The sequence below is a fragment of the Kribbella sp. NPDC043289 genome, assembly GCF_056436705.1.
In genome coordinates, this window is record NZ_JBWKCB010000005.1 from 303587 (window position 1) to 321764 (window position 18178).

Annotated in this window: 21 protein-coding genes and 1 tRNA gene; 12 read left to right on the top strand and 10 right to left on the bottom strand. The window is 68.7% G+C overall.

What is annotated here, in order from left to right; all coding sequences use genetic code 11:
- Entirely contained in the window at nucleotides 1-2541 is a 2541-nt protein-coding gene (locus AC0662_RS29150) for a penicillin acylase family protein (protein WP_452197007.1), read from the bottom strand.
- A 78-nt stretch (nucleotides 2542-2619) separates the two neighbouring features.
- On the opposite strand from AC0662_RS29150, the gene AC0662_RS29155 reads away from it, so the two are divergent.
- From AC0662_RS29155 to mscL, 4 genes are all read left to right on the top strand, one after another.
- Entirely contained in the window at nucleotides 2620-3096 is a 477-nt protein-coding gene (locus AC0662_RS29155) for a DUF1203 domain-containing protein (protein ID WP_452197006.1), read from the top strand.
- 77 nt (nucleotides 3097-3173) lie between these two features.
- Nucleotides 3174-3545, top strand: a complete 372-nt coding sequence (locus tag AC0662_RS29160; RefSeq protein ID WP_452197005.1) for an FmdB family zinc ribbon protein — start codon at nucleotides 3174-3176, stop codon at nucleotides 3543-3545.
- 60 nt (nucleotides 3546-3605) lie between these two features.
- Entirely contained in the window at nucleotides 3606-4223 is a 618-nt protein-coding gene (locus tag AC0662_RS29165; RefSeq protein ID WP_452197004.1) for a CpaB family protein, read from the top strand.
- Nucleotides 4224-4344: 121 nt separating this feature from the next.
- A complete protein-coding gene (gene mscL, locus AC0662_RS29170) occupies nucleotides 4345-4743 on the top strand; it encodes a large conductance mechanosensitive channel protein MscL (protein WP_452197003.1) in 399 nt (132 codons plus the stop codon).
- 33 nt (nucleotides 4744-4776) lie between these two features.
- On the opposite strand, the gene AC0662_RS29175 is transcribed toward mscL, so the two are convergent.
- Genes AC0662_RS29175 through AC0662_RS29190 form a run of 4 tightly spaced genes read right to left on the bottom strand, consistent with a single transcriptional unit; the run spans nucleotide 4777 to nucleotide 6399 of the window.
- The gene (locus tag AC0662_RS29175; protein ID WP_452197002.1) at nucleotides 4777-5283 is read right to left on the bottom strand and encodes a GNAT family N-acetyltransferase; all 507 of its coding nucleotides are present in this window, start codon (nucleotides 5281-5283) and stop codon (nucleotides 4777-4779) included.
- Nucleotides 5284-5293: 10 nt separating this feature from the next.
- Nucleotides 5294-5530 carry a hypothetical protein gene (locus AC0662_RS29180; RefSeq protein ID WP_452197001.1) on the bottom strand — a complete coding sequence of 79 codons (237 nt, stop codon included), beginning with the start codon at nucleotides 5528-5530 and terminating at the stop codon, nucleotides 5294-5296.
- A gap of 21 nt (nucleotides 5531-5551) precedes the next feature.
- Nucleotides 5552-5695 carry a hypothetical protein gene (locus AC0662_RS29185; protein WP_452197000.1) on the bottom strand — a complete coding sequence of 48 codons (144 nt, stop codon included), beginning with the start codon at nucleotides 5693-5695 and terminating at the stop codon, nucleotides 5552-5554.
- Complete coding sequence (locus AC0662_RS29190) at nucleotides 5692-6399, bottom strand: hypothetical protein (RefSeq protein WP_452196999.1); 708 nt, start codon at nucleotides 6397-6399, stop codon at nucleotides 5692-5694. Before AC0662_RS29190 ends, AC0662_RS29185 begins: the two co-directional genes overlap by 4 nt.
- 208 nt (nucleotides 6400-6607) lie before the next feature.
- On the opposite strand from AC0662_RS29190, the gene AC0662_RS29195 reads away from it, so the two are divergent.
- From AC0662_RS29195 to AC0662_RS29215, 5 genes are all read left to right on the top strand, one after another.
- The gene (locus tag AC0662_RS29195) at nucleotides 6608-7204 is read left to right on the top strand and encodes a hypothetical protein (protein WP_478304609.1); all 597 of its coding nucleotides are present in this window, start codon (nucleotides 6608-6610) and stop codon (nucleotides 7202-7204) included.
- 247 nt (nucleotides 7205-7451) lie between these two features.
- The gene (locus AC0662_RS29200) at nucleotides 7452-7964 is read left to right on the top strand and encodes a SigE family RNA polymerase sigma factor (RefSeq protein WP_452196997.1); all 513 of its coding nucleotides are present in this window, start codon (nucleotides 7452-7454) and stop codon (nucleotides 7962-7964) included.
- Nucleotides 7961-8566 carry an META domain-containing protein gene (locus tag AC0662_RS29205; RefSeq protein ID WP_478304611.1) on the top strand — a complete coding sequence of 202 codons (606 nt, stop codon included), beginning with the start codon at nucleotides 7961-7963 and terminating at the stop codon, nucleotides 8564-8566. The genes AC0662_RS29200 and AC0662_RS29205 overlap by 4 nt, the downstream gene beginning before the upstream one ends.
- 93 nt (nucleotides 8567-8659) lie before the next feature.
- Nucleotides 8660-9949, top strand: coding sequence for a chymotrypsin family serine protease (locus tag AC0662_RS29210; RefSeq protein WP_478304613.1), 1290 nt, complete (start codon nucleotides 8660-8662; stop codon nucleotides 9947-9949).
- Between the two features lie 42 nt (nucleotides 9950-9991).
- Nucleotides 9992-10067: transfer RNA gene (locus AC0662_RS29215), tRNA-Arg, on the top strand.
- Between the two features lie 6 nt (nucleotides 10068-10073).
- Here AC0662_RS29215 and AC0662_RS29220 read toward each other — a convergent pair.
- Complete coding sequence (locus AC0662_RS29220; RefSeq protein ID WP_452196994.1) at nucleotides 10074-11384, bottom strand: chloride channel protein; 1311 nt, start codon at nucleotides 11382-11384, stop codon at nucleotides 10074-10076.
- Nucleotides 11385-11426: 42 nt separating this feature from the next.
- Here AC0662_RS29220 and AC0662_RS29225 point away from each other — a divergent pair, with 42 nt between their 5' ends.
- The gene (locus tag AC0662_RS29225) at nucleotides 11427-11696 is read left to right on the top strand and encodes a hypothetical protein (RefSeq protein WP_452196993.1); all 270 of its coding nucleotides are present in this window, start codon (nucleotides 11427-11429) and stop codon (nucleotides 11694-11696) included.
- On the opposite strand, the gene AC0662_RS29230 is transcribed toward AC0662_RS29225, so the two are convergent.
- The 4 genes from AC0662_RS29230 to AC0662_RS29245 all read right to left on the bottom strand — a co-directional run bounded on the left by AC0662_RS29230 (nucleotide 11688) and on the right by AC0662_RS29245 (nucleotide 16273).
- Entirely contained in the window at nucleotides 11688-12275 is a 588-nt protein-coding gene (locus AC0662_RS29230; RefSeq protein WP_478304615.1) for a potassium channel family protein, read from the bottom strand. The genes AC0662_RS29225 and AC0662_RS29230 overlap by 9 nt on opposite strands.
- A gap of 224 nt (nucleotides 12276-12499) precedes the next feature.
- A complete protein-coding gene (locus tag AC0662_RS29235) occupies nucleotides 12500-13927 on the bottom strand; it encodes a DUF2252 domain-containing protein (RefSeq protein ID WP_478304617.1) in 1428 nt (475 codons plus the stop codon).
- 8 nt (nucleotides 13928-13935) lie between these two features.
- Nucleotides 13936-14763 (bottom strand): MIP/aquaporin family protein, encoded by an 828-nt coding sequence (locus AC0662_RS29240; RefSeq protein WP_452196990.1) that lies wholly within the window; start codon nucleotides 14761-14763, stop codon nucleotides 13936-13938.
- Nucleotides 14764-14806: 43 nt separating this feature from the next.
- On the bottom strand, nucleotides 14807-16273 hold the full coding sequence (locus tag AC0662_RS29245) for a DUF2252 domain-containing protein (RefSeq protein ID WP_452196989.1): 1467 nt from the start codon (nucleotides 16271-16273) through the stop codon (nucleotides 14807-14809).
- A 235-nt stretch (nucleotides 16274-16508) separates the two neighbouring features.
- Here AC0662_RS29245 and AC0662_RS29250 point away from each other — a divergent pair, with 235 nt between their 5' ends.
- Both AC0662_RS29250 and AC0662_RS29255 read left to right on the top strand, forming a co-directional pair.
- Nucleotides 16509-17417 carry an NAD-dependent epimerase/dehydratase family protein gene (locus AC0662_RS29250; RefSeq protein WP_478304619.1) on the top strand — a complete coding sequence of 303 codons (909 nt, stop codon included), beginning with the start codon at nucleotides 16509-16511 and terminating at the stop codon, nucleotides 17415-17417.
- Nucleotides 17407-18126, top strand: a complete 720-nt coding sequence (locus AC0662_RS29255) for an LmeA family phospholipid-binding protein (protein WP_478304621.1) — start codon at nucleotides 17407-17409, stop codon at nucleotides 18124-18126. The genes AC0662_RS29250 and AC0662_RS29255 overlap by 11 nt, the downstream gene beginning before the upstream one ends.
- Nucleotides 18127-18178 lie beyond the last annotated feature (52 nt).

Below are 18178 nucleotides of genomic sequence, written 5' to 3' on the forward strand. Positions count from 1 at the left end.
CTAGTTGCCGGGCTTGGTGAAGGTGAGCGAGTGCTTGCGGGTCGCCTCGACCGCACCCTTGGTGTAGGCCCACGGCAGGGTCTCGCCCTTGACCCACAGGTCGGTCTGGTCGGTGTAGTTCGGCGAGAACGCGTGCCCGGACACACCGGTCAGGTTCACCCAGCGGGACTGGTCGAAGTCGGACAGGTCGACCACCATCCGCATCGACGGGGTCGAGGTCACCTGGTACCCCTCGGAGGCGTCCCACGAGGTCGCGTCGACGATCGACGTACCGCCGCCGAGCTCGTACGGGCCGCGGTTGAAGATCTTCTCGACCACCCCGACGCCGGAGGTGCCCAGCGTCTGGTTGGTCAGCGTGAGCTTGTGCAGCCGGCCCCACTGCCAGTTGGACGGCTCGCGCGCCATCTTCTGGGTGATCTCGGTCCGGGCGTTGATCAGCGCCTCACGCAGGATGTCGTCGCGGCTCTCCCGCTGCGGTGTGCGGATGTCGTCCCACCAGCCGCTGTTGCGCTGGCCGATCAGGTTGTGGATCACCTCGAACCAGCGCGAGCCGCCGTCCGGCCAGGTGCCCTCGGGGAGCTGGTCGTGGAACGTCAGCGAGAGCAGGTTGCGCCAGACCACGTTGAAGTACGCGGCGGCCGCGGAGTCCGGCGGCTGGGTGAAGTCCCAGTTCCGCAGGGTGTCCTGGCCCTGCTTGTCGAACGCGTCGTCGATACTGATCCGCAGCAGGTACGGCACCACCATCTCGGCGGCCTTGTTCTTGGTGTCCAGCTGGATCGACGCCATCGCGTTCGCGTCCAGCTTCCCGGCGTCCTTGATCCGGTCCAGGATCTGCTGCGAGCGGTAGCCGTAGTCCCACGAGTTCGTCAGGTAGTACGTGTACGTGTTCGGCACCACGGCCTGGTTCGCGGTGACGATGATCCCGCTCGGTGGGTCGAACTCGTTCGGCAACGCGTCGAACGGGATGTAGCCCTTCCAGGAGTACTTCGGGTCCCACCCGGGCACCGGCCAGTCGCCACGGCCGGTCGTGCGGATCGGGATCAGTCCGGGCGACTGGTACCCGATGTGGCCTTCGGTGTCGGCGTACACCAGGTTCTGCGAAGGCACCTGGAACTGCGCGGCGGCGGCCCGGAACTGGGTCCAGTTCTGGGCGGTGTTGATCGCGAACAGCGCGTCCGCGGTGCGCCCCGGGTTCAGCGCGGTCCACTGCAGCGCCACGCCGTACGCCTTCGGGTACTTCGCCTGCGACGCGGACTGCTCGCCGACCTTCTTCTCGTCCTCGCCGACGTCGGAGATCAGCGGACCGTGCCGGGTCTCGCGGACAGTGATCTTCACCGGATCGTCCTGACCGGCGATCTTGAACGTCTCCTCGCGCGTGGTCATCGCGCGCCACTTGTTGTTGTAGAGGACGTTGTTGCCGTCGATCCGCTCCAGGTACAGGTCCTGGACGTCGGGGTCGAGGTTGGTGAAGCCCCAGGAGATCGCGTTGTTGTGCCCGATCACCACACCGGGCAGACCGGAGAAGCTGAAGCCGGAGACGTCGAACGGACAGGTCTTGCTGACGTTGTTGCAGTGCAGGCCGACCTGCGTCCAGATGCCCGGCATGGTCGCGCCCAGGTGCGGGTCGTTGGCCAGCAGCGGTTTGCCGGTGGTGGTGTGGTCACCGGAGACGACCCACGAGTTCGACCCGACGCCGTCACCCTGTCCGAGCAGTTGCGGCAGCCCCTTGGCGACCTTCTGCACCGAGTCCAGCGACTTGAGCAGGTCCTGGGTGAGCATGCCCCGGCGGACCTCGGTGCTGACCGGTGCGGTGGTGAACTTGCCGTTCTTGCCGATCGAGCCCGACTCCATGATCGGCTGGTTCCGCTCGTACGGGTACTGCGGGTAGAGGCTCTCGACGTTGCGGGCCGGGAACGCGGACAGCAGCTTGGTCCGGGTGATCTCCTCGTCCAGGTTGCCGCCGAGGTCCCACGCCATCGCCTTCAGCCAGGACAGCGAGTCCGCCGCGGTCCAAGGCTCCGGGGTGTAGTTCTTCGGGCCGCCGGGCTGGAGCGACAGGATGCCGTACTCGAGACTGAGACCGGAGCCGCTGTGCTTCGACAGGTACGCGTTGACGCCGCGGGCGTAGTCGTCCAGGTACTCCCGGGTGCTCGGGCTGAGCAGCGGCAGCTCCTGCTCCGCGACCCGCCGCCAGCCGAGGGTCCGGACGAACTTGTCGGTCTCCAGCGCCGTCTTGCCGAACAGCTCGGTCAGCCGGCCGGAGGTGACGTGCCGCCGGAAGTCCATCTCGAAGAACCGGTCCTGCGCGTGCACATACCCCTGCGCGGCGAACAGGTCGGCCGGGGAGTCGGCGTAGATCTGCGGGATGCCGTTGGCGTCCCGGACCACGCTGACATCGGCGTCCAGCCCGTTCAGATCGATCGTCCCGTCGTACGTCGGGAACGAGTGGCGGACGACGAAGATGACGGTTCCCGCGATCACCACGAGGAGCGTGATGAGGGCGATTCCGCTGTAGATGAGAGCTCGAAGCAGGCGACGCACGGACCAACCGTAGAGAATCCCCCCGCCCACCCCAAATGGAGTCCCTCACAACTTTGCGTTGCTTTGCGTTCCCTCGACATGAACGCAGAGTTGAGGTATGAAGCCGTCCCCCTTTCCGCGCTGGACCGGATCCGCTGCAACGGCTACGACGACTTCGGAAACGTCGTCGTACCGCTGGTTTCCGGAGGCGGTGAGCCACTGCGCTGCTGCCTCACGGTCGCGGACGCCGGCGAAAGCATCGCACTGGTCGCGCACCGCCCGATGACCGTCGGCGGACCGTATGCCGAGGTCGGGCCGGTATTCGTCCACTTGTCCACCTGCTCGGCGCCGGCCGCGGACAGCTTCCCGATCGACTACCGGGACCGGCGGGCGGTACTGCGTCCGTACAGCGCGGACGGTCAGATGCTGGACGGTGTCGTCGCGGATCCCGGGACGAGTGAGATCGAGCTCAAACGACTGTTCGAGGACCCGGTCGTGGACAGTGTTCAGGTGCGGAACGTGGTCGCCGGTTGCTGGAACTTCACAGTGCGCCGAACAGTGCGCCGACAGGCCTGAGTTGGAATACTTCGGGCCGCTGGCGCATTATTAGCAGTCGGGTAGTAGGAGTGCCAGCGGCTTGAAGGGAACCGACCGTGCCGACGTACCAGTACCAGTGCACCGACTGTGGCGAAGCGCTCGAGGTGCGCCAGAGCTTCACGGACGACGCACTGACCGTGTGCCCCAACTGCCAGGGCAACCTGCGCAAGGTCTTCAACGCCGTCGGCGTCGTGTTCAAGGGTTCCGGCTTCTACCGGACCGACAGCCGGTCCTCCGGCAAGAGCTCGGTGCCGGCGAAGTCCGAGTCCTCTTCGGGCTCGTCCGGCTCGTCGTCGAACGGGTCGGGCTCGTCCGGCAGCTCGTCCTCCGGTGGATCGTCGTCCGGTTCTTCGTCGTCGGGGTCCTCCTCGTCGGGCTCGTCCGGATCGTCCTCGAGTGGCTCGTCCTCGGGCACCAGCGCCGCCTGAACCACCGCGCCTGTGGATAACTGACGGGAGGGTGTCGGCGAAACTCGTACCTTCTCCGGCATGACAATCCCTTCCGCACTTCGTGACCTTGTTCGCGCCGCCCGGTGGCACCGTCGGCTCCTCGCCGGCGTCGCCGCCGCGGCCGCCGTGTACTTCGGACTTCTCGCCCTCTCCCCCGCACCGCCTCCGACGGTCGCTGTGCTGGCCGCTGCCCGCGACCTCACCGGCGGCGCCGTGCCGACGCACGACGACCTCCGCACGGTGGACCTGCCGCCCGGCGTCGTGCCGACTGGCGCGCTCAAACCCGGCGCCGATCTCAGCGCCCGGGTGCTGAGCGGCCCGGTCAGAGCCGGCGAACCACTCACCGACGCCAGATTCCTGGCGCCACCCGCCGTGCCACGCGGTTCTCTCGCTTACCCGTTCCGCATCGACGACGCCGACATCAGCGCGCTCCTGCGCGTCGGCGACAAGCTCAACGTGTACGCCGCGACGAGCACGACCGCGGGCGCCGCAGACCTGCTCGCCAAGGCTGTCCCCGTGGTTGCCCTGCCGACTCCGGGCTCGGGCAGCTCCGGCGCGCTGATCGTGGTCGCGACCAGCCCCGAGATCGCCGGCAGACTGGCCCAGGCCGGTGCGAGCGCCCGACTCACCGTGGCGCTGACGAACGACACCAGTTGATCACTCTGCGGACTGGTCAGGGCACGAAGCGTTCCCTGACCGGCGCGGTACCTCGCTCTCGCGGGTCTGCGGCCCTAACTTGTCCGGGTACATCCCACCCGCTTCGTGGAGGCACCCTCACATGCTCAAGGGCTTCAAAGAATTCATCATGCGCGGCAACGTCGTCGACCTCGCGGTCGCCGTCGTCATCGGCGCCGCGTTCGGGAAGATCGTCACCGCGCTGGTGGAAGGTCTGATCAACCCGCTGGTCGCTGCGATCTTCGGCAAGGCGGACATCTCCAAGGTCTGGAGCTTCGAGATCAACGGCGCGAAGTTCTCGATCGGCCTGATCCTGGACGCCGCGCTGAACTTCCTGTTCGTCGCGGCAGCGGTGTACTTCTTCATCGTGATGCCGCTGAACAAGCTGGCCGAGCGCCGTAAGCGCGGCCAGGAGCCGGAGCCGGAGACCACGCCGCTGACCACGGACCAGGAACTGCTGGCCGAGATCCGCGACCTGCTGCGCTCCGCCCAGACTCGCTAGTAAGACCTGCCATCGGCAGGTGGACGCACAACCTCAGCCCCTGAGCTCGCCGGCGTCCACCTGCTCACCGGCGTACCGCATCCAGCGGTACGGGACCGGTTGTCCGTCGTTCCACTCCTCCATCAACGCGGCGGGGACGTCGACGAATCCGCTGCCGTGATAGGCCCGGATCGCCGGCGCATTCTCCGGCCGGACCCGGACGAACACCTCCGAGTACCCGGCGTCGAGCGCGGGCCCGAGCAGCGCTCGGACCAGCTCACCGCCGAACCCGCGACCCCGGACCTTCGGGTCCACGATGATCCGGGCGAGCTCGACCTCGTCCTCCTCGTCGTCCAGCCACACCTCGCCGTACCCGACCGGCCGTTCACCGTCGAACAGCAGATAGGAGTGGATGTCCTCCTCGACCGTCCGCCAGCTCGTCCGCAGGTCCACCGGGAAGGGATACTCCACCCGCCCGGACAGCAACGCCACTTCCCTCTCGTTCCGCGCCCAGCTCGCGACCTGGACGCCGTACCCGTCGGAAAACCCCCGAAGCTCCACGCACTCCCCCTCAGTTGACGAACTCCACGATCGTTCGCACCAGCTGATCCAGGGACGGCGGGAAGGCGGGCGTCGGCGGTTCCGGACACCCGGCCAGTTCACGACTCCCCCGGATCGACCGCAGCAGCGCGTCGACCGTCTTCCGCTGATGCGACGGATTCTCCGGCACCGACGGCAGGACCGCCACTCGAAAGCGCGTCAGCGCCACCCCACGCACTGGCTCGGCGGGCCGATCAGGTGTCAGCACGTCCAGGCCGTGCGGCCGGGCTCATCCGTGGTGCGGGGGGACCTCGCGCAGGATGCGATCGTCGTCGTCGTTGTTGCCGAAGTCGTTGTCACCCCAGGTCCGCGGGTCATCGTCACGGGTCTGGTCCGGAAGCAGCGGCTCGTCGTCTTCGTACGGGCTCGTCATAGGTCCAGATTACCGAGTCGCCGAGGCTCGCCGGGACCGATTTCGCCGTCGACCACCTCACCCTGGATCTGGTCGGCGGAACTGCCTCCGAGTTGCGAACCGACGGCTTCCTGGATCAGCGGCGCGATCCCCGGTTCACCCTGCCACCGGTTGTTCCCGAGCACGGACCAGGAGGTCAGCACCGACAAGGTCGGAATCGCCAGCCCGGACAGCCGCAGCGGTACGGCGTTCTGGAACGCGAAGGTGATCGTCCAGTTCGCCGGATCGGGGTAGAACTCCTGGACGGCGCTGTAGTAGAAGCTCATCCAGCCCTTCGTGGGCAGGTGGCAGAGCAGCCGGTAGTTGGTCGCCACGACCGGGAGTTCCTGGACGTCGCGCCACGACTGCTGCATGTCCCGCTTGGCCGCGGCCTTCCGGCTCGCGTTCACCGCGGCGTTGGCGGCCATCAGCCCGAGCACCAGCGCCGGCTTGCCGATCACGAAGCCGCCGCTGGCGGTGTAGCGGCCGTTGCCGCCGTACAGCCTGGCGTACTGCGCGGTGGTCTGGATGTACGCCGCCTCGCCCGGGTCGAGGACGAGCCCGTACATGGTCAGCTCCTGCGGCGCGTTGCCGGACAGCAGCCAGCGTGCCCAGTCGACACCGAGCTGCCACTCCTCGCGCTCCCGCGCCGCGGCCGCCGCGGCGGCGTTCTTCTTCCGGCCCACGACACAGCATCGTAGACAGCGGCAAGCCGACGCGGCGCGCCCGGCGGCGCGTTCGGCGACCAGTACGCCGACGTTACAGCTGTGCCTCGGTTGCCGCACGATCCCGCGACGTGACCGGAAAGACGCGCTGCCGTGATGTTCTGGCACGCGCGGCGTGACCCCGTTCCACCATGATGGTGCACCTTGCCAACCCGGAAGGAACCGAGTCGTGAGTGCACTACGGACACGGGGCCTGATCGGTGCGACGCTCGTCGTGGCTGTACTCGGATTTGCCGCCGCCTGCGGCTCCGAGAACGCCTCGTCCCCGCCCGCCGCCCAGCCCACGGATACACCGACCACCCCCAGCCCGTCAGCCACCCCCAGCGGCACTCCCAGCACGGACTGCCCCGAGACCATCACCGCAGTCCGCACGGCCGCCGACAGGGTGGTCTGGGGCCAGGGTGTCGCCGCATCGACGTTCCAGCCGGTCAGCGTGACCATCTGCCAGTACGACCCGCAGGCGGCCGGGCAGGACTACGCGACCGTCAACAGCAAACGCAACGGCACGCAGGCCACCGCACTGTTCGCCTTGGTGAACGCGGCGAAACCCGTCGCGAAGAAGCCGAACATGTGCACCAAGGAACTCGGTCCCACCTACGTCCTGCGCTTCACCGACAACGACCGCGGCGTGCTGTCGTTCACCGCTGAGGCGTTCGGCTGCCACCGGCTGGTGGCGACCTCGCTGGAAGGCCAGGGCAAGCCCGGCACCCTGCCGGCCCCTCGCCAGGTGAGCGCCGAGCTGATCAAGTCTCTCGGCCTCCGCTGACCCCCGCGCCGGACGCGCACCCCGAAGCCGTCCGGAGCGGGCCACCCGCGCCTGCCTTGCGGGTCCCTCTCGAGGTCGACCCGCAAGGCAGGTTGCGGCAGCAGGCGCGCCTGCGAACGGCTCGCCCGCCCGCGTACCGACGTACCCGCTCGGCGAGATGTAACTGTGCGGGAAAGGTTGCATCAGGTGGGCGGCTCGGTGCGTCTAATAGATGTGAGGAGTTGTACGCCCAGCCAGGGAGTGGCGAGTGGAGTTCGAGGAGTACGCGGCCGCCCGCGGACAGGAACTGGTTCGGCTCGGGTTCACCGTCTCCGGCGACTACCAGCGTGCGGAGGACCTGGCACAGATCGCGTTGATGCAGGCGTTCCGTTCCTGGCGGAAGGTGCGGAAGGCCGACGATCCGCACCACTACGTCCGGCGGATCCTGGTCAACGAGTTCCTGTCGATGACGCGGCGGCGTTCGTACACCGAGGCGCCGACGGCCGACATCGACCCACAGCGCACCGTCCCGGATCACGCCACCGACATCGCGAATTCCGATGACCTGTGGCGATCCCTGGCGACGCTGTCCGCCCGGGAGCGGGTCGTGCTGGTCCTGCGCTACTACCAGGACCTGGACGACCAGACGATCGCCGACGTGCTCGGCATCAAACCGTCCTCCGTGCGTGCGACCGTCAGCCGGGCGCTCGCGTCGCTGCGGCGGAGTCCAACGTACTCAGGGGCCGGCGAGCCCCATCCTGTTGATGAGAGGTTGTCGTGAGCAACACCGATCTCGAGGATGACCTGCGCGGTACCTTCGAACGCGCCGCGGCCTCGGTGCCGCAGAGCACCGGCCTGGCCGAGCGCGCCACCACGAGCGGCCGCCGCGCCCAGCGCCATACCTGGATCGTCTCCGGTGCGGCCGCGGTCGCCGTGGCTGCGGTCGCTGTCGTCGGCTTCGGGTTGGCCGGCTCGCAGAACAAGCCGACCCAGCCTCCCGTGGCCGCCGCGCCTGCTGCGTCCTCGGCGACGCCGCAGACCAAGCCGCTGACGGCCCAGACCGTGTCCGGCACGTGGCGAGCGGTACAGGTGTCCGGATTCAAGGCCCTGCGGTTCTCCCGGCCTCAGGATCCGGTGCTGACCCTGCGCCCCGACGGCACGTGGACCGGTTCGGACGGGTGCAACGCGCTGCAGGGGACGTACACGATCGGTCAGCGTGGCGCGTTCACCGCGACGTCGGGGCCGCAGCATATGATCGGGTGCGACAACGTGCCGCACACCGGCGTACTGCAGGCAGCCAAGCGGGTCGCGGTGGACGGCGACACCCTGAAGTTCTTCGCGACCGACGGGCGCCAACTTGCGAGTTACGCTCGCGCACGGTAGTCGCAATTGCTCGCAGACGGTGACTAGGTCTTGACGCAGCGGAGTCCCTGACCGGACCATCTAGGGGTTTGGTCCACCGATCTGGGGAGCTTCGTGCGACTCTCTGTTACCGTCCCACTGCTCGCTCTCGGCTCAGCCTCACTCTTCGCAGTCGCCCTCACCGTGCCCTCGTCGGGCTCGGTGACGGGCGCCGCAGCGTGCTCGCACGCCCAGCCGAGTACGAGCTCGACCGATGCGAAACGACTCTCCCAGCCGACGTCCACCTCCGACGCCCGCCCGCTCGGTGAGTCGCTCGGCGACGGCATCTCCGCGGCGGTCGACTCCCTCGAGCCGCTCGACGCGACCGGCCGCCCGAAGTCCGGTCTGCCGTACGGACTCAGCCAGGGCATCATCGGCGTGGTCGGCTCGGCGACGAGCGGGTACAAGGTCGTCGTCGACTCCGCGAAGCTGGACAGCAAGAAGTACCAGTCCGCGATGGCCCGGAACCTCCCGGCGGCCGGCAAACAGATGGTGAAGATCGAGCGCAGCTGCCGCTCGGCCAAGTCCATCGCCGACACCTGGACCACCGTCGGCGACCGTTCGTGGTCCGCCGACGCCTCCCGTACGACGTTCGCCGCCGACCTCGACCCGATCAGCGAGAACGTCGTCGTCGAGTACGACCAAGCGACGACCTCCCCCGAGTCCCAGGCCGGCCTCCGCGAACTGTCCGGCGTACAAATGGTCGCCGGTTCGCTCGCGCGCACGTCCCGGCTCAGTGACACCCCGAAGGGCGGTCACTGGGGCGGTGCCCGGATCACGTCGGCGCTGAAGAACTGCACCGCCGGCTTCTCCGTCGTACGCCGGTCCAACGGCCAGCGCGCCTCGGTCACGGCCGGCCACTGCGGTCAGCGCGGGACGGTCTGGAAGTCCGGCACCAACTACTACGGCACCACCACGGTGCGGACGAACTACCCGGACTACGACCAGTCGCTGGTCACCGGCAGCGCCTACGGCCCGAAGATCTGGACCGACGGCCCCGGCGACACCGTCGCCACCCGCACCGTCACCGGCGGCGGCGACCCCGGCGTCGGCACGGTCGTCTGCCAGTCCGGCAGCTTCAGTACGTCTGTCTGCGGCCTCACGGTCCGTTCGACGTCGGCGCAGTACTGCGATGTCGACGGGTGCACGACGTACGTGATCCGCGCGACCCGCGGCGGGCTGGTGGCGATCATCGGCGGCGACTCCGGCGGCCCGGTCTACTCCCGCCGCGGCAGCAGCTCGGCCACTATCCGCGGCATCACCTTCGCCGGCGCCGGCTGCGCCGCCTCGCGCTGCACCACCCTCTACGCCGAACGCTACAAATCCATCACCGGCCACCTCGGCGTCACCGCCCTCACCGGCTGACCCCGACCACACCCGCACCTCCGCTAAGCTGTCCCCGCGTGCGCCCCCGTAGCTCAGGGGATAGAGCGTCGGTTTCCTAAACCGTGCGTCGCAGGTTCGAATCCTGCCGGGGGCACCAAGCGCGTCACGAACCCTCCGAGGTCTCCGGTTGTTTGGTGGCCGGTTGGGGTGTGCGGGACTGTCTGCGGGTGGCGAGGAAGTACTTGACGCCTTCGAGGGTGAGGAAGGCGGTCACAACCGCGATCAGGATGGGTGCGGTCTGCAAGGCCCCTACCTGCGTCAGGAACGCGGTCATCAGGACCATCGCGAACGGCGCGGACACCATCGCGCCCGGGACGGCGGCGAGCAGGCAGGAGAACGCCAGTCCGAGCGGTACGCCGGGGATGACCTGGTGCACGATGACTCCGGCCGTGCCGCCGATGAACAGCGACGGAAAGATCGGCCCGCCGATGAAGCCGCTGCCCTGGCTGACGGCGAAGGTGAGCATCTTCGCGATCAGCAGGGTGACGAGCAGGCCCAGGCCGAGGCTGCCCGCGTCGGTGAGCACGACCTTGAGTTGGTCGCTGCCGTTGAACATGGTCAGCGGCAGGGCCACGCCGACGACCCCGAAGATCAGCCCGCCGAGCACCGGTTTGGTCATCTCGGGGAGTTTCAGCCGCTCGAACAGCCGCGCAGCTCCGAGCATGAACCCAGCGAGCACCGTCACCACCAAGGCCGCGAACAGGCCCAGCGGCACCGCGGCCAGGAGCTGCCAGTCCTTGAACGCGTACCCCGGCACTTGGTAGTCGTCGATGAACGCGGCGCCGGCAATGACGAAGTAGACGGCGAACGAGATGCTCGATGCCACGGTCTGTGCGGCCAGGGCCTTGGTGAGCCGCCGTCCGCCCGGGCGGGCGACCTCCAGGATCAGCAGCACCACGATCACCGGGCTGGAGAACAGCCCACCGTAGGCACCGGCGAACCCGGCCAGGGTGTTCACCCCGGCGTTCTCCTTCTTGAGCCTTCGTCGCTCAGCGATCCAGCTGCCGACGCCGCCGCCCATGGCCCCCAGCGCCTTCTCCGGGCCGAGGCTGGCGCCCCCGATCAGCGACACCGTCGAGACCGCCGCGATCCCGGGCACCAACCGAGTATCGACGTGCTCGGTCTGCAGGTCGTCGAACAGCCCCGGAGTCTTCCACGGCACCCGCATCAGCCGCCGTACCAGGCCGACCAGGACACCCGCTGCCACGGCGATCGCGATCCACCACCACTTGCCGCCGAACCAGCCCGAATCGGCATCGCTGTACCACCTGCCGCCGAGCGTGAGCACGCCGATGAAGATCAGCCCGGCGAACGCTCCGAACACCCCGAGAACCACCGCGTAGGCGATCAGCACCCAGAAATCCCGGTGCTGAGTGACCGGCGGTGCGGGGCCCGGCCCGGAAACCGCGGTCACGACCGATCCCGCGCCACAGAGTGCCACCAACCCGCAACAACCATGCCCCGAACGCTAGGGGCGCTCCCCGGCGAAGACATCACCCGCGCGGGATGGCCCTCGCCGGGCGACCTGCTGATGCACGGGGTGGCGATTCGCTTCTGGAACTACGCGGTGTACTGCGGTGCGATTGCCGCGGCCGGTGGGCATCGCTGTGCTCGTCATGCTCCTGGCCGGGCTCCTCAGCAGGCGCACGGCCACAGCGCCGCCGCACCGGACCGGGCAGCCGGCCTGAACGGCTTCCGCTTCGGTGCCGACCGGGCGTCACTGTGAGGTGTCTGCCGGTTCGTCCGCTGCGTCCGGCCGCGGTGCTGCCTTGCGTTGCCGGCCACGCTGGACCGCGCCGACGACGACCTTGATCGCCACACCGAAGACGATCAGGTCGGCGATCATCTGCCCAGTGACCACCATCCGCGCCGCATCGCTCTTGGCGGTGATGTCACCGAACCCGACCGTGGAGAACACGGTGACGGTGAAGTACAGGGCTTCGCTGTGGGTCAGCTGCTCGCCGAAGCTGCTCGCCGACCGCGCGGCCATCACGACGTAGGTGGAGGCGAACAGCAGCAGGAACAGCGGCACGCTGGTGCCCAGCGATTCGACGGCCCGCACCGCGGGGAACGGCGACCGGAGAATCATCAGGACCTGAGCCGTGACCAGAGCGATGAACGCGGCCAACCCGACGACAAGGATGGTCACCGCGGTGAAGGTGGAGGCGTGGTCCAACGGCAGCGCGTAATACAGGGCTACCAGCGCGGCCGCCACCACGGCCACTCGCAGCAGCGCCCACGCCACCCTGCCGAACGAAGGCCGGGCCGCAGCCTCGTACGGCGCTATGCCGGCGCCGGCGGTCATGGCGCGCGCCGCGTTCCGCCGACCGCGACCCGGAACGACAGTCCGCCCGGCTGCACGGCGTACTCGTTCCCCGGGTCGCTCGGCATCGCGTCCGTCGCGCGCATCATGCCCTCAGCTTCACGCCGTACCGTGGCCGGCCCCATCACCCCTCGCGGGTGACGCCGTCCTTACTGGTGGAGTGTTTGGCTGGGGAGTTGGCGACCAGCCCCTCGTTCAACGCCCGGTCAGGGCGCGACGGCTTCGACGGTGCCGGCGTCGACCGCCGCCGCGAGTCGTTGGTGGTCGCGGTCGTTGACGTCGGCGTAGGTCAGCGCGAAGTCCGCGACCGCCCGGTCGAAGGTGTCGGACTTCCCGAGGTACGCCGCGATCGCGACCTCATCGCCTCCTCTGCCGTGCGCCCGAGCGAGGGTCCGTCCGCACAGGGCGCCGTACACGCGTAGCCCACCGGGAGTGAGTTTCGACGGGTCGATCTCGCCCTTCATGTCCCACAACTGCCGGACGTAGTAGTCGTTTCCGTCCAATGCGGTCGTCCAGCCGAGGAACTCGTCCGACAGCGCCTGCAGGAGGCGCTGGCCGGCCACCACCCGATGCCCGTGCGTCGGATAACTGCTGGCCGCCACGTACGGCTCGAGAACCGAGGACTCCGCCTGCTTGACCTGGAGGAACAGCACGTCGTCCGGGCTCTTGCCGCGCATCAGGACCACGAAACAGCGGGTGCCGACGCTGCCGACGCCGACCACTTTCCTCGCCATGTCGACGATCTCGTACTGGTCGAGCAGCGTGCGACGGTCGTCTCCAAGACTCCCCCGGTACCCGCCGAACGCCTGCTGGACTGCCTCGGCGATCCGGTCCGCGTCGTCGGCGGACCACAACTGCCGGACCGGGACCAGCAAGGGCGGCCGGCTGGCCAGACGGACCGACACGCCGTCCGACCGGCAAAGCCTGGCCAACGCCCCCAGGCTGTCGCGCGCCCGGGCCTTCGCGAAGATCTTCGCCAGCCGGTCAGGAGACAGTTTGGGCGCCCGGATCCCGAACTCGGCCTCCAGTTGCTCGGCGATGTCGGTGAGTTTCTCGGTGGACATGTGCATGTACCACAGGTCGATCGTCCGTTGGTCGGCGTAGCCCAGCATGGCCTCGCGGTAACCGCGCACCGTCGACCGAGCAGCATCGTGTTGCCGGCCGAGCGGAAGCCCCTTCTGGCGGGCAGCAACCGCGACGCTCGCCGCGAGGCGCTTCACGTCCCACTCCCACGGCCCCGGCAGGGTCTCGTCGAAATCGTTCACGTCGAAGACGAGGTCCCGCTCCGGCGACGCGAACAGCCCGAAGTTCACCAGGTGCGCGTCACCGCATACCTGGACCGTGATGCCGCTGGTGGGACTCCCGGCGAGGTCGTTCGCCATGATCGCGGGACCGCCGCGGAAGAAGGCGAACGGCGACGACAGCATCCGGCCGTAGCGAATCGGGACCAGATCCTTCTCGCGCGTCGTGGCCTGTTCCTCGAGGATGTCGATGGGGTCCGGCCGATCGGACGCCGGCGCCCAATCGCCGTGCGTGTGCCGCGGCGCTCGTTGCCGAGCAGCCTTTCCCATGGCCCGCCGTACCTGCGATGTCAGGTCCGGCGAACTCCCCGCGTCCCCCTCGAAGTCGAACATCGGCCTGCTCAAGTGCGCTCGCGGCGCGAGCCCTCGGTGAGCGGCAGGGCGCCGCCCTCCGCGGCCTCGCGCTCGTCCTTGTCGGGCAGGCCGCGGACGCTTCCGATGATCGCCACGGCGATCGCGGCGCCGAGCAGCGGACCGGCGACGTACACCCACCAGCCGGTGTAGTCGTTGCCGACGATGTCGGGCCCGAGGGTGCGGGCCGGGTTCATCGACGCGCCACTGATCGGGCTGGCGAACAGGCCGAGCAGCGCGACCGTCGAGCCGACCGCGATGGCCGCGTTGTGGCCGATGCTGCGGGCGCCGGTCGCCGTGTTCAGGATGATGCTGACCAGGATCGCGGTCAGGATCGTCTCCATCACGAACGACTTCCACTCCCCGCCGGACGAGCTGATCGGATAGTTGCTGCCCTGGCTGACGTCGCCGAACATCCCCTGCAGGAACAGTGCCGCACAGATCGCTCCGGCGAACTGCACCAGCCAGTACGGCACCAGCCACTTCGGCGGGAAGACGCCCCGGGCCGTGAAGGCGAAGGAGACGGCGGGGTTGATGTGCAGGCCCGACAGCGGGCCCCAGGCGTAGATCATCGCCATCACGGCCGCTCCGGGCGCGATCACAGCCGCCGTCCTGCTGATCGGCGCGTTGCCCACGTAGTGGTTGATCACCCCGGATCCGGCCGCCACCGTGACCAGCACGAACGTGCCCAGGAACTCGATGATCAGCCGGATCCACAACGGTCGTTGCCGGAGCACGTCTTCCTCGAACCGGACGAAGTACCGGCGCCCGAGGGCCGCTGGACGGTCGAGCTCGGGATCGATGGCGGGATCTGCCATGAACGTCTCCCTTCCTGTTCTGCGGTGCAGACTGTTCTGTGGTTCAGACGCCGGTGGTCGCTTCGACCTTGCCGGCCTTGACGGCGTGCTCGAGCGCGGCGTAGTCGCGTTCGTTCTGGTCGGCGTAGGTTTCGGCGAAGTCGGCGATCGCCTGGTCGAAGACGTCCGAGCCACCGAGGTAGGCGGCCAGCACGACGCGGTCGCCGGAGCGGGCGTGCGCGCGCGCCAGGGTCGATCCGCACAGGCGGGCGTACAGCGACATCCCCGAGGGCACCGCTTGCTCGATCGGGAAGGAGAACTTCCAGTCCTTGAGCTGACGCACGTAGTAGTCGCGGTCCACGCCGTCCGGGCCCGGAACGCGGGTCCAGCCGAGGAAGATGTCGCTCTCGGCCTGCATCAGGTGCTGTCCCGCGACCACCCGCTCGCCCTGGTTGGTGTACTGGCTGCGCCCGCAGTACTCCGCCAGGACCGAGTCCTGTGCCTCCTTGGCCTGCAGGAACACGGGTTCCACCCCGTCTCCGCTGTCCATCAGCACGATCCACGCGCGGGTACCGACACTGCCCACGCCGACGACCTTCCGCGCCGCCTGGACCAGCGTGAACTGCTCAAGCATGTGCCGCCGGTCGGACTGCAGGGTACGCCGGTACTTGCCCAGCATCTTGCGGATCTGCTCGTACACCGCATCGGCCTGCTCGTCGGCGAAGACCTCCTCGATCGGGACGACGATCGGCGCGTCGCTGATGATCTGCCGCCGGCCGTCGACGACCGTGGTCAGCTTGCGCAGCACCTGCGCGCTGTCGTGGGTGTGGGCCTTGGCGAGCATCTTCTCGGTCGCGGCGAACTGCTTCGACGTCATCTCGGACTGCAGGTCCCGCAGGGCCTGCTCGATGTCGAGGTGCGTGTACCAGACGTCCAGGAACTCCTCGTGCGCGAACCCGCGCATCGCCGTCCGGTAGCCCTTGACCGCGGCGAGCACGATCTCGCGGCGGCGCTTGCGCCCGTACCCGTTGGTTCGTCCGGCCACCGCGAGGCTGGCCGCCAGCCGTTTGACGTCCCATTCGAACGGCCCGGGCAGCGTCTCGTCGAAGTCGTTGACGTCGAACACCAGCTGCCGCTCGGGCGAGGCGAATGCGCCGAAGTTAGCCAGGTGCGCATCACCGCACAGCTGCACCCGCAGCCGCGACGTCGGCGTCGTGGCCAGGTCGGCCGCCATCGGCAGCGCCGCGCCCCGGTAGAACGAGAACGGCGACGCCAGCATCCGCCCGTGCCGGATCGGCACCAGCTCCGGTACCCGCGTCTTCGCCTGCTCCAGGAGCAGCCCGATCGGATCCCGCGAGGCGATGGGCCGGAACTCCGCGTGCGACTCCCGTGGAGTAGCTCCGCGGGCGTCCTTCCCTAGTGCGACTCGATCCGCCCGGCTCAACCGGGTGGCGTCCTTGTCCTGTTCCAGGTCTCTGCGCGCCGACCGCGTGGCGGGACTCGCCGTTTTACCCCGGGTCGTCACAGTCATAGCTCCCCTTCCAGCCACACCATCGAGAAAGTGCATCGGGCACGGGAGGGCCGCGGGCCGCGAGAACGGCGTCGTTCCCTCGACCACGCTCCCTACCCTGGTACGGACGGACCCGGCCGGCATCACCCCTGCCGGGTGACGAAAGCCCGGGCCATCGCGCTGCGTGGCAGGCCTGCGCGGCTCTGTGGTCGTGGGCATCGGTACTGTGTGAGAGATCTGGACGGAGAGGGATCGCGTGCGCGTCGTTGTCGGTGCTGGTGCGGTGGGGAGCGCGGTCGCGCGGTCGCTGGCGGCGCGCGGTGAGAAGGTGCGGGTCATCACGCGGTCCGGCGGTGGACCGGACGGGGTGGAGCGCGTCGCGGCCGACGCCCGATCCGGATTGACGCAGTACGTCGATGGCGCGTCGACGATCTACTCGTGCGCGGGACCGGCGTACAACAAGTGGACGACCGAGTGGCCGCCGCTCAATGCGGCGTTGATCGCCGCCGCGGAGGCCAGCGGCGCGGTGCTGGTCACCACCGGCAACCTCTACGGGTACGGCGCTGTCGACGGCCCGATGACCGAAGAGCTGCCGCTGCTGCCCAACACCGTGAAGGGGCGGGTACGGGCGCAACTCTGGACCGACGCCCTGGCGGCCCACGAGGCCGGGCGGATCCGGACGGCTGAGGTGCGCGGCTCGGACTACCTCGGCGCTGGCGCGGTGTCACCGTTCAGCGTCACCGTGTTGCCGAAGGTGATCGCCGGCAAGCGCGGACTGATGCCGGGCGACCTCGACGCGCCACACAGCTGGACGTACGTCGGTGACGTCGCGCGAACACTGATCGCGATCGCCGACGACGAGAGCGCCTGGGGACGTGCCTGGCACGTGCCGACGCCGGCGCCGCTGTCGGTGCGGGAACTGGCCCGTCGTGCCGCCGATCTGGCCGGGGCACCCCCCGCGCGGGTCGCGGCGATGCCGGCCGCGATACTCCGGCTAGCTGGGTTGGTGGACCCGGCAGCCCGGGAGATGGTGGAGATGCAGTACCAGTGGCAGCGGCCGTTCGTGGTCGACTCCACCGCCACGACTGTTGCGTTCGGCATCAAACCTACGACCACCGACGACGCGCTCCGGGAAATGATCGGGAAGGGCAACAATGAGCTCTAACGGACCAGGCCGGTGGATCCGCCGCCTCGTCGTCACGCTGGTGCTGCTGGCGGTGCTGGCGGTCGTCGTCGACCGGATCGCGCTGACGGTCGCCCAGAACCAGCTCGCGACGCGGGCCGACACGCAGGCCCGGAAGTACGACGTCCACTCGACGGACACCTCGGTCAAGATCAACGGCTTCGGGTTCCTGCCGCAGCTGTACAACGAGAAGTTCTCCAGCGTCACGATGACGATGCTGAAGCCGAAGTTCTCCGGGGTCCCGGCCGAGAGCCTGAAGGTCGACATGCACGACGTGCACGTGCCGCGGTCGCTGGTGCTGAACCAGAAGGGCACGGTGACCGTCGACACGACGGATCTCCAACTGAAGCTGTCGCCGCGTGAGCTCGGCCGGCTCGCGGTCAAGAGCACCGGACTCGAGGGCCTGCAGATGCCGGTCGTCGACGGCAAGGTGCATGCCCAGGCGACGGTCCAGGGCGTCAAGATCGACGTACCGGTCCTGCCGCAGATCCAGAACGGCAAGATCGCCGTGGACGTCTCCCAGTTGTCGACCACGCTTCCGTCGGTACTCCGGAACGCCCTGAAGAACCAGCTCGCGCAGGGGATCACGATCCCCCCGCTGCCGTTCGGCGCCCAGCTCAGCGGGGTCTCCGTGGTGGGTGGCGCGGTGGTGCTGACGGCGACGGCGTCCGGGCTGAACTTCAACGCCTGAGTTCCCTTGGGTTGCGATTGTTCGCGATATATCGTCGGACTATCGCAATCAC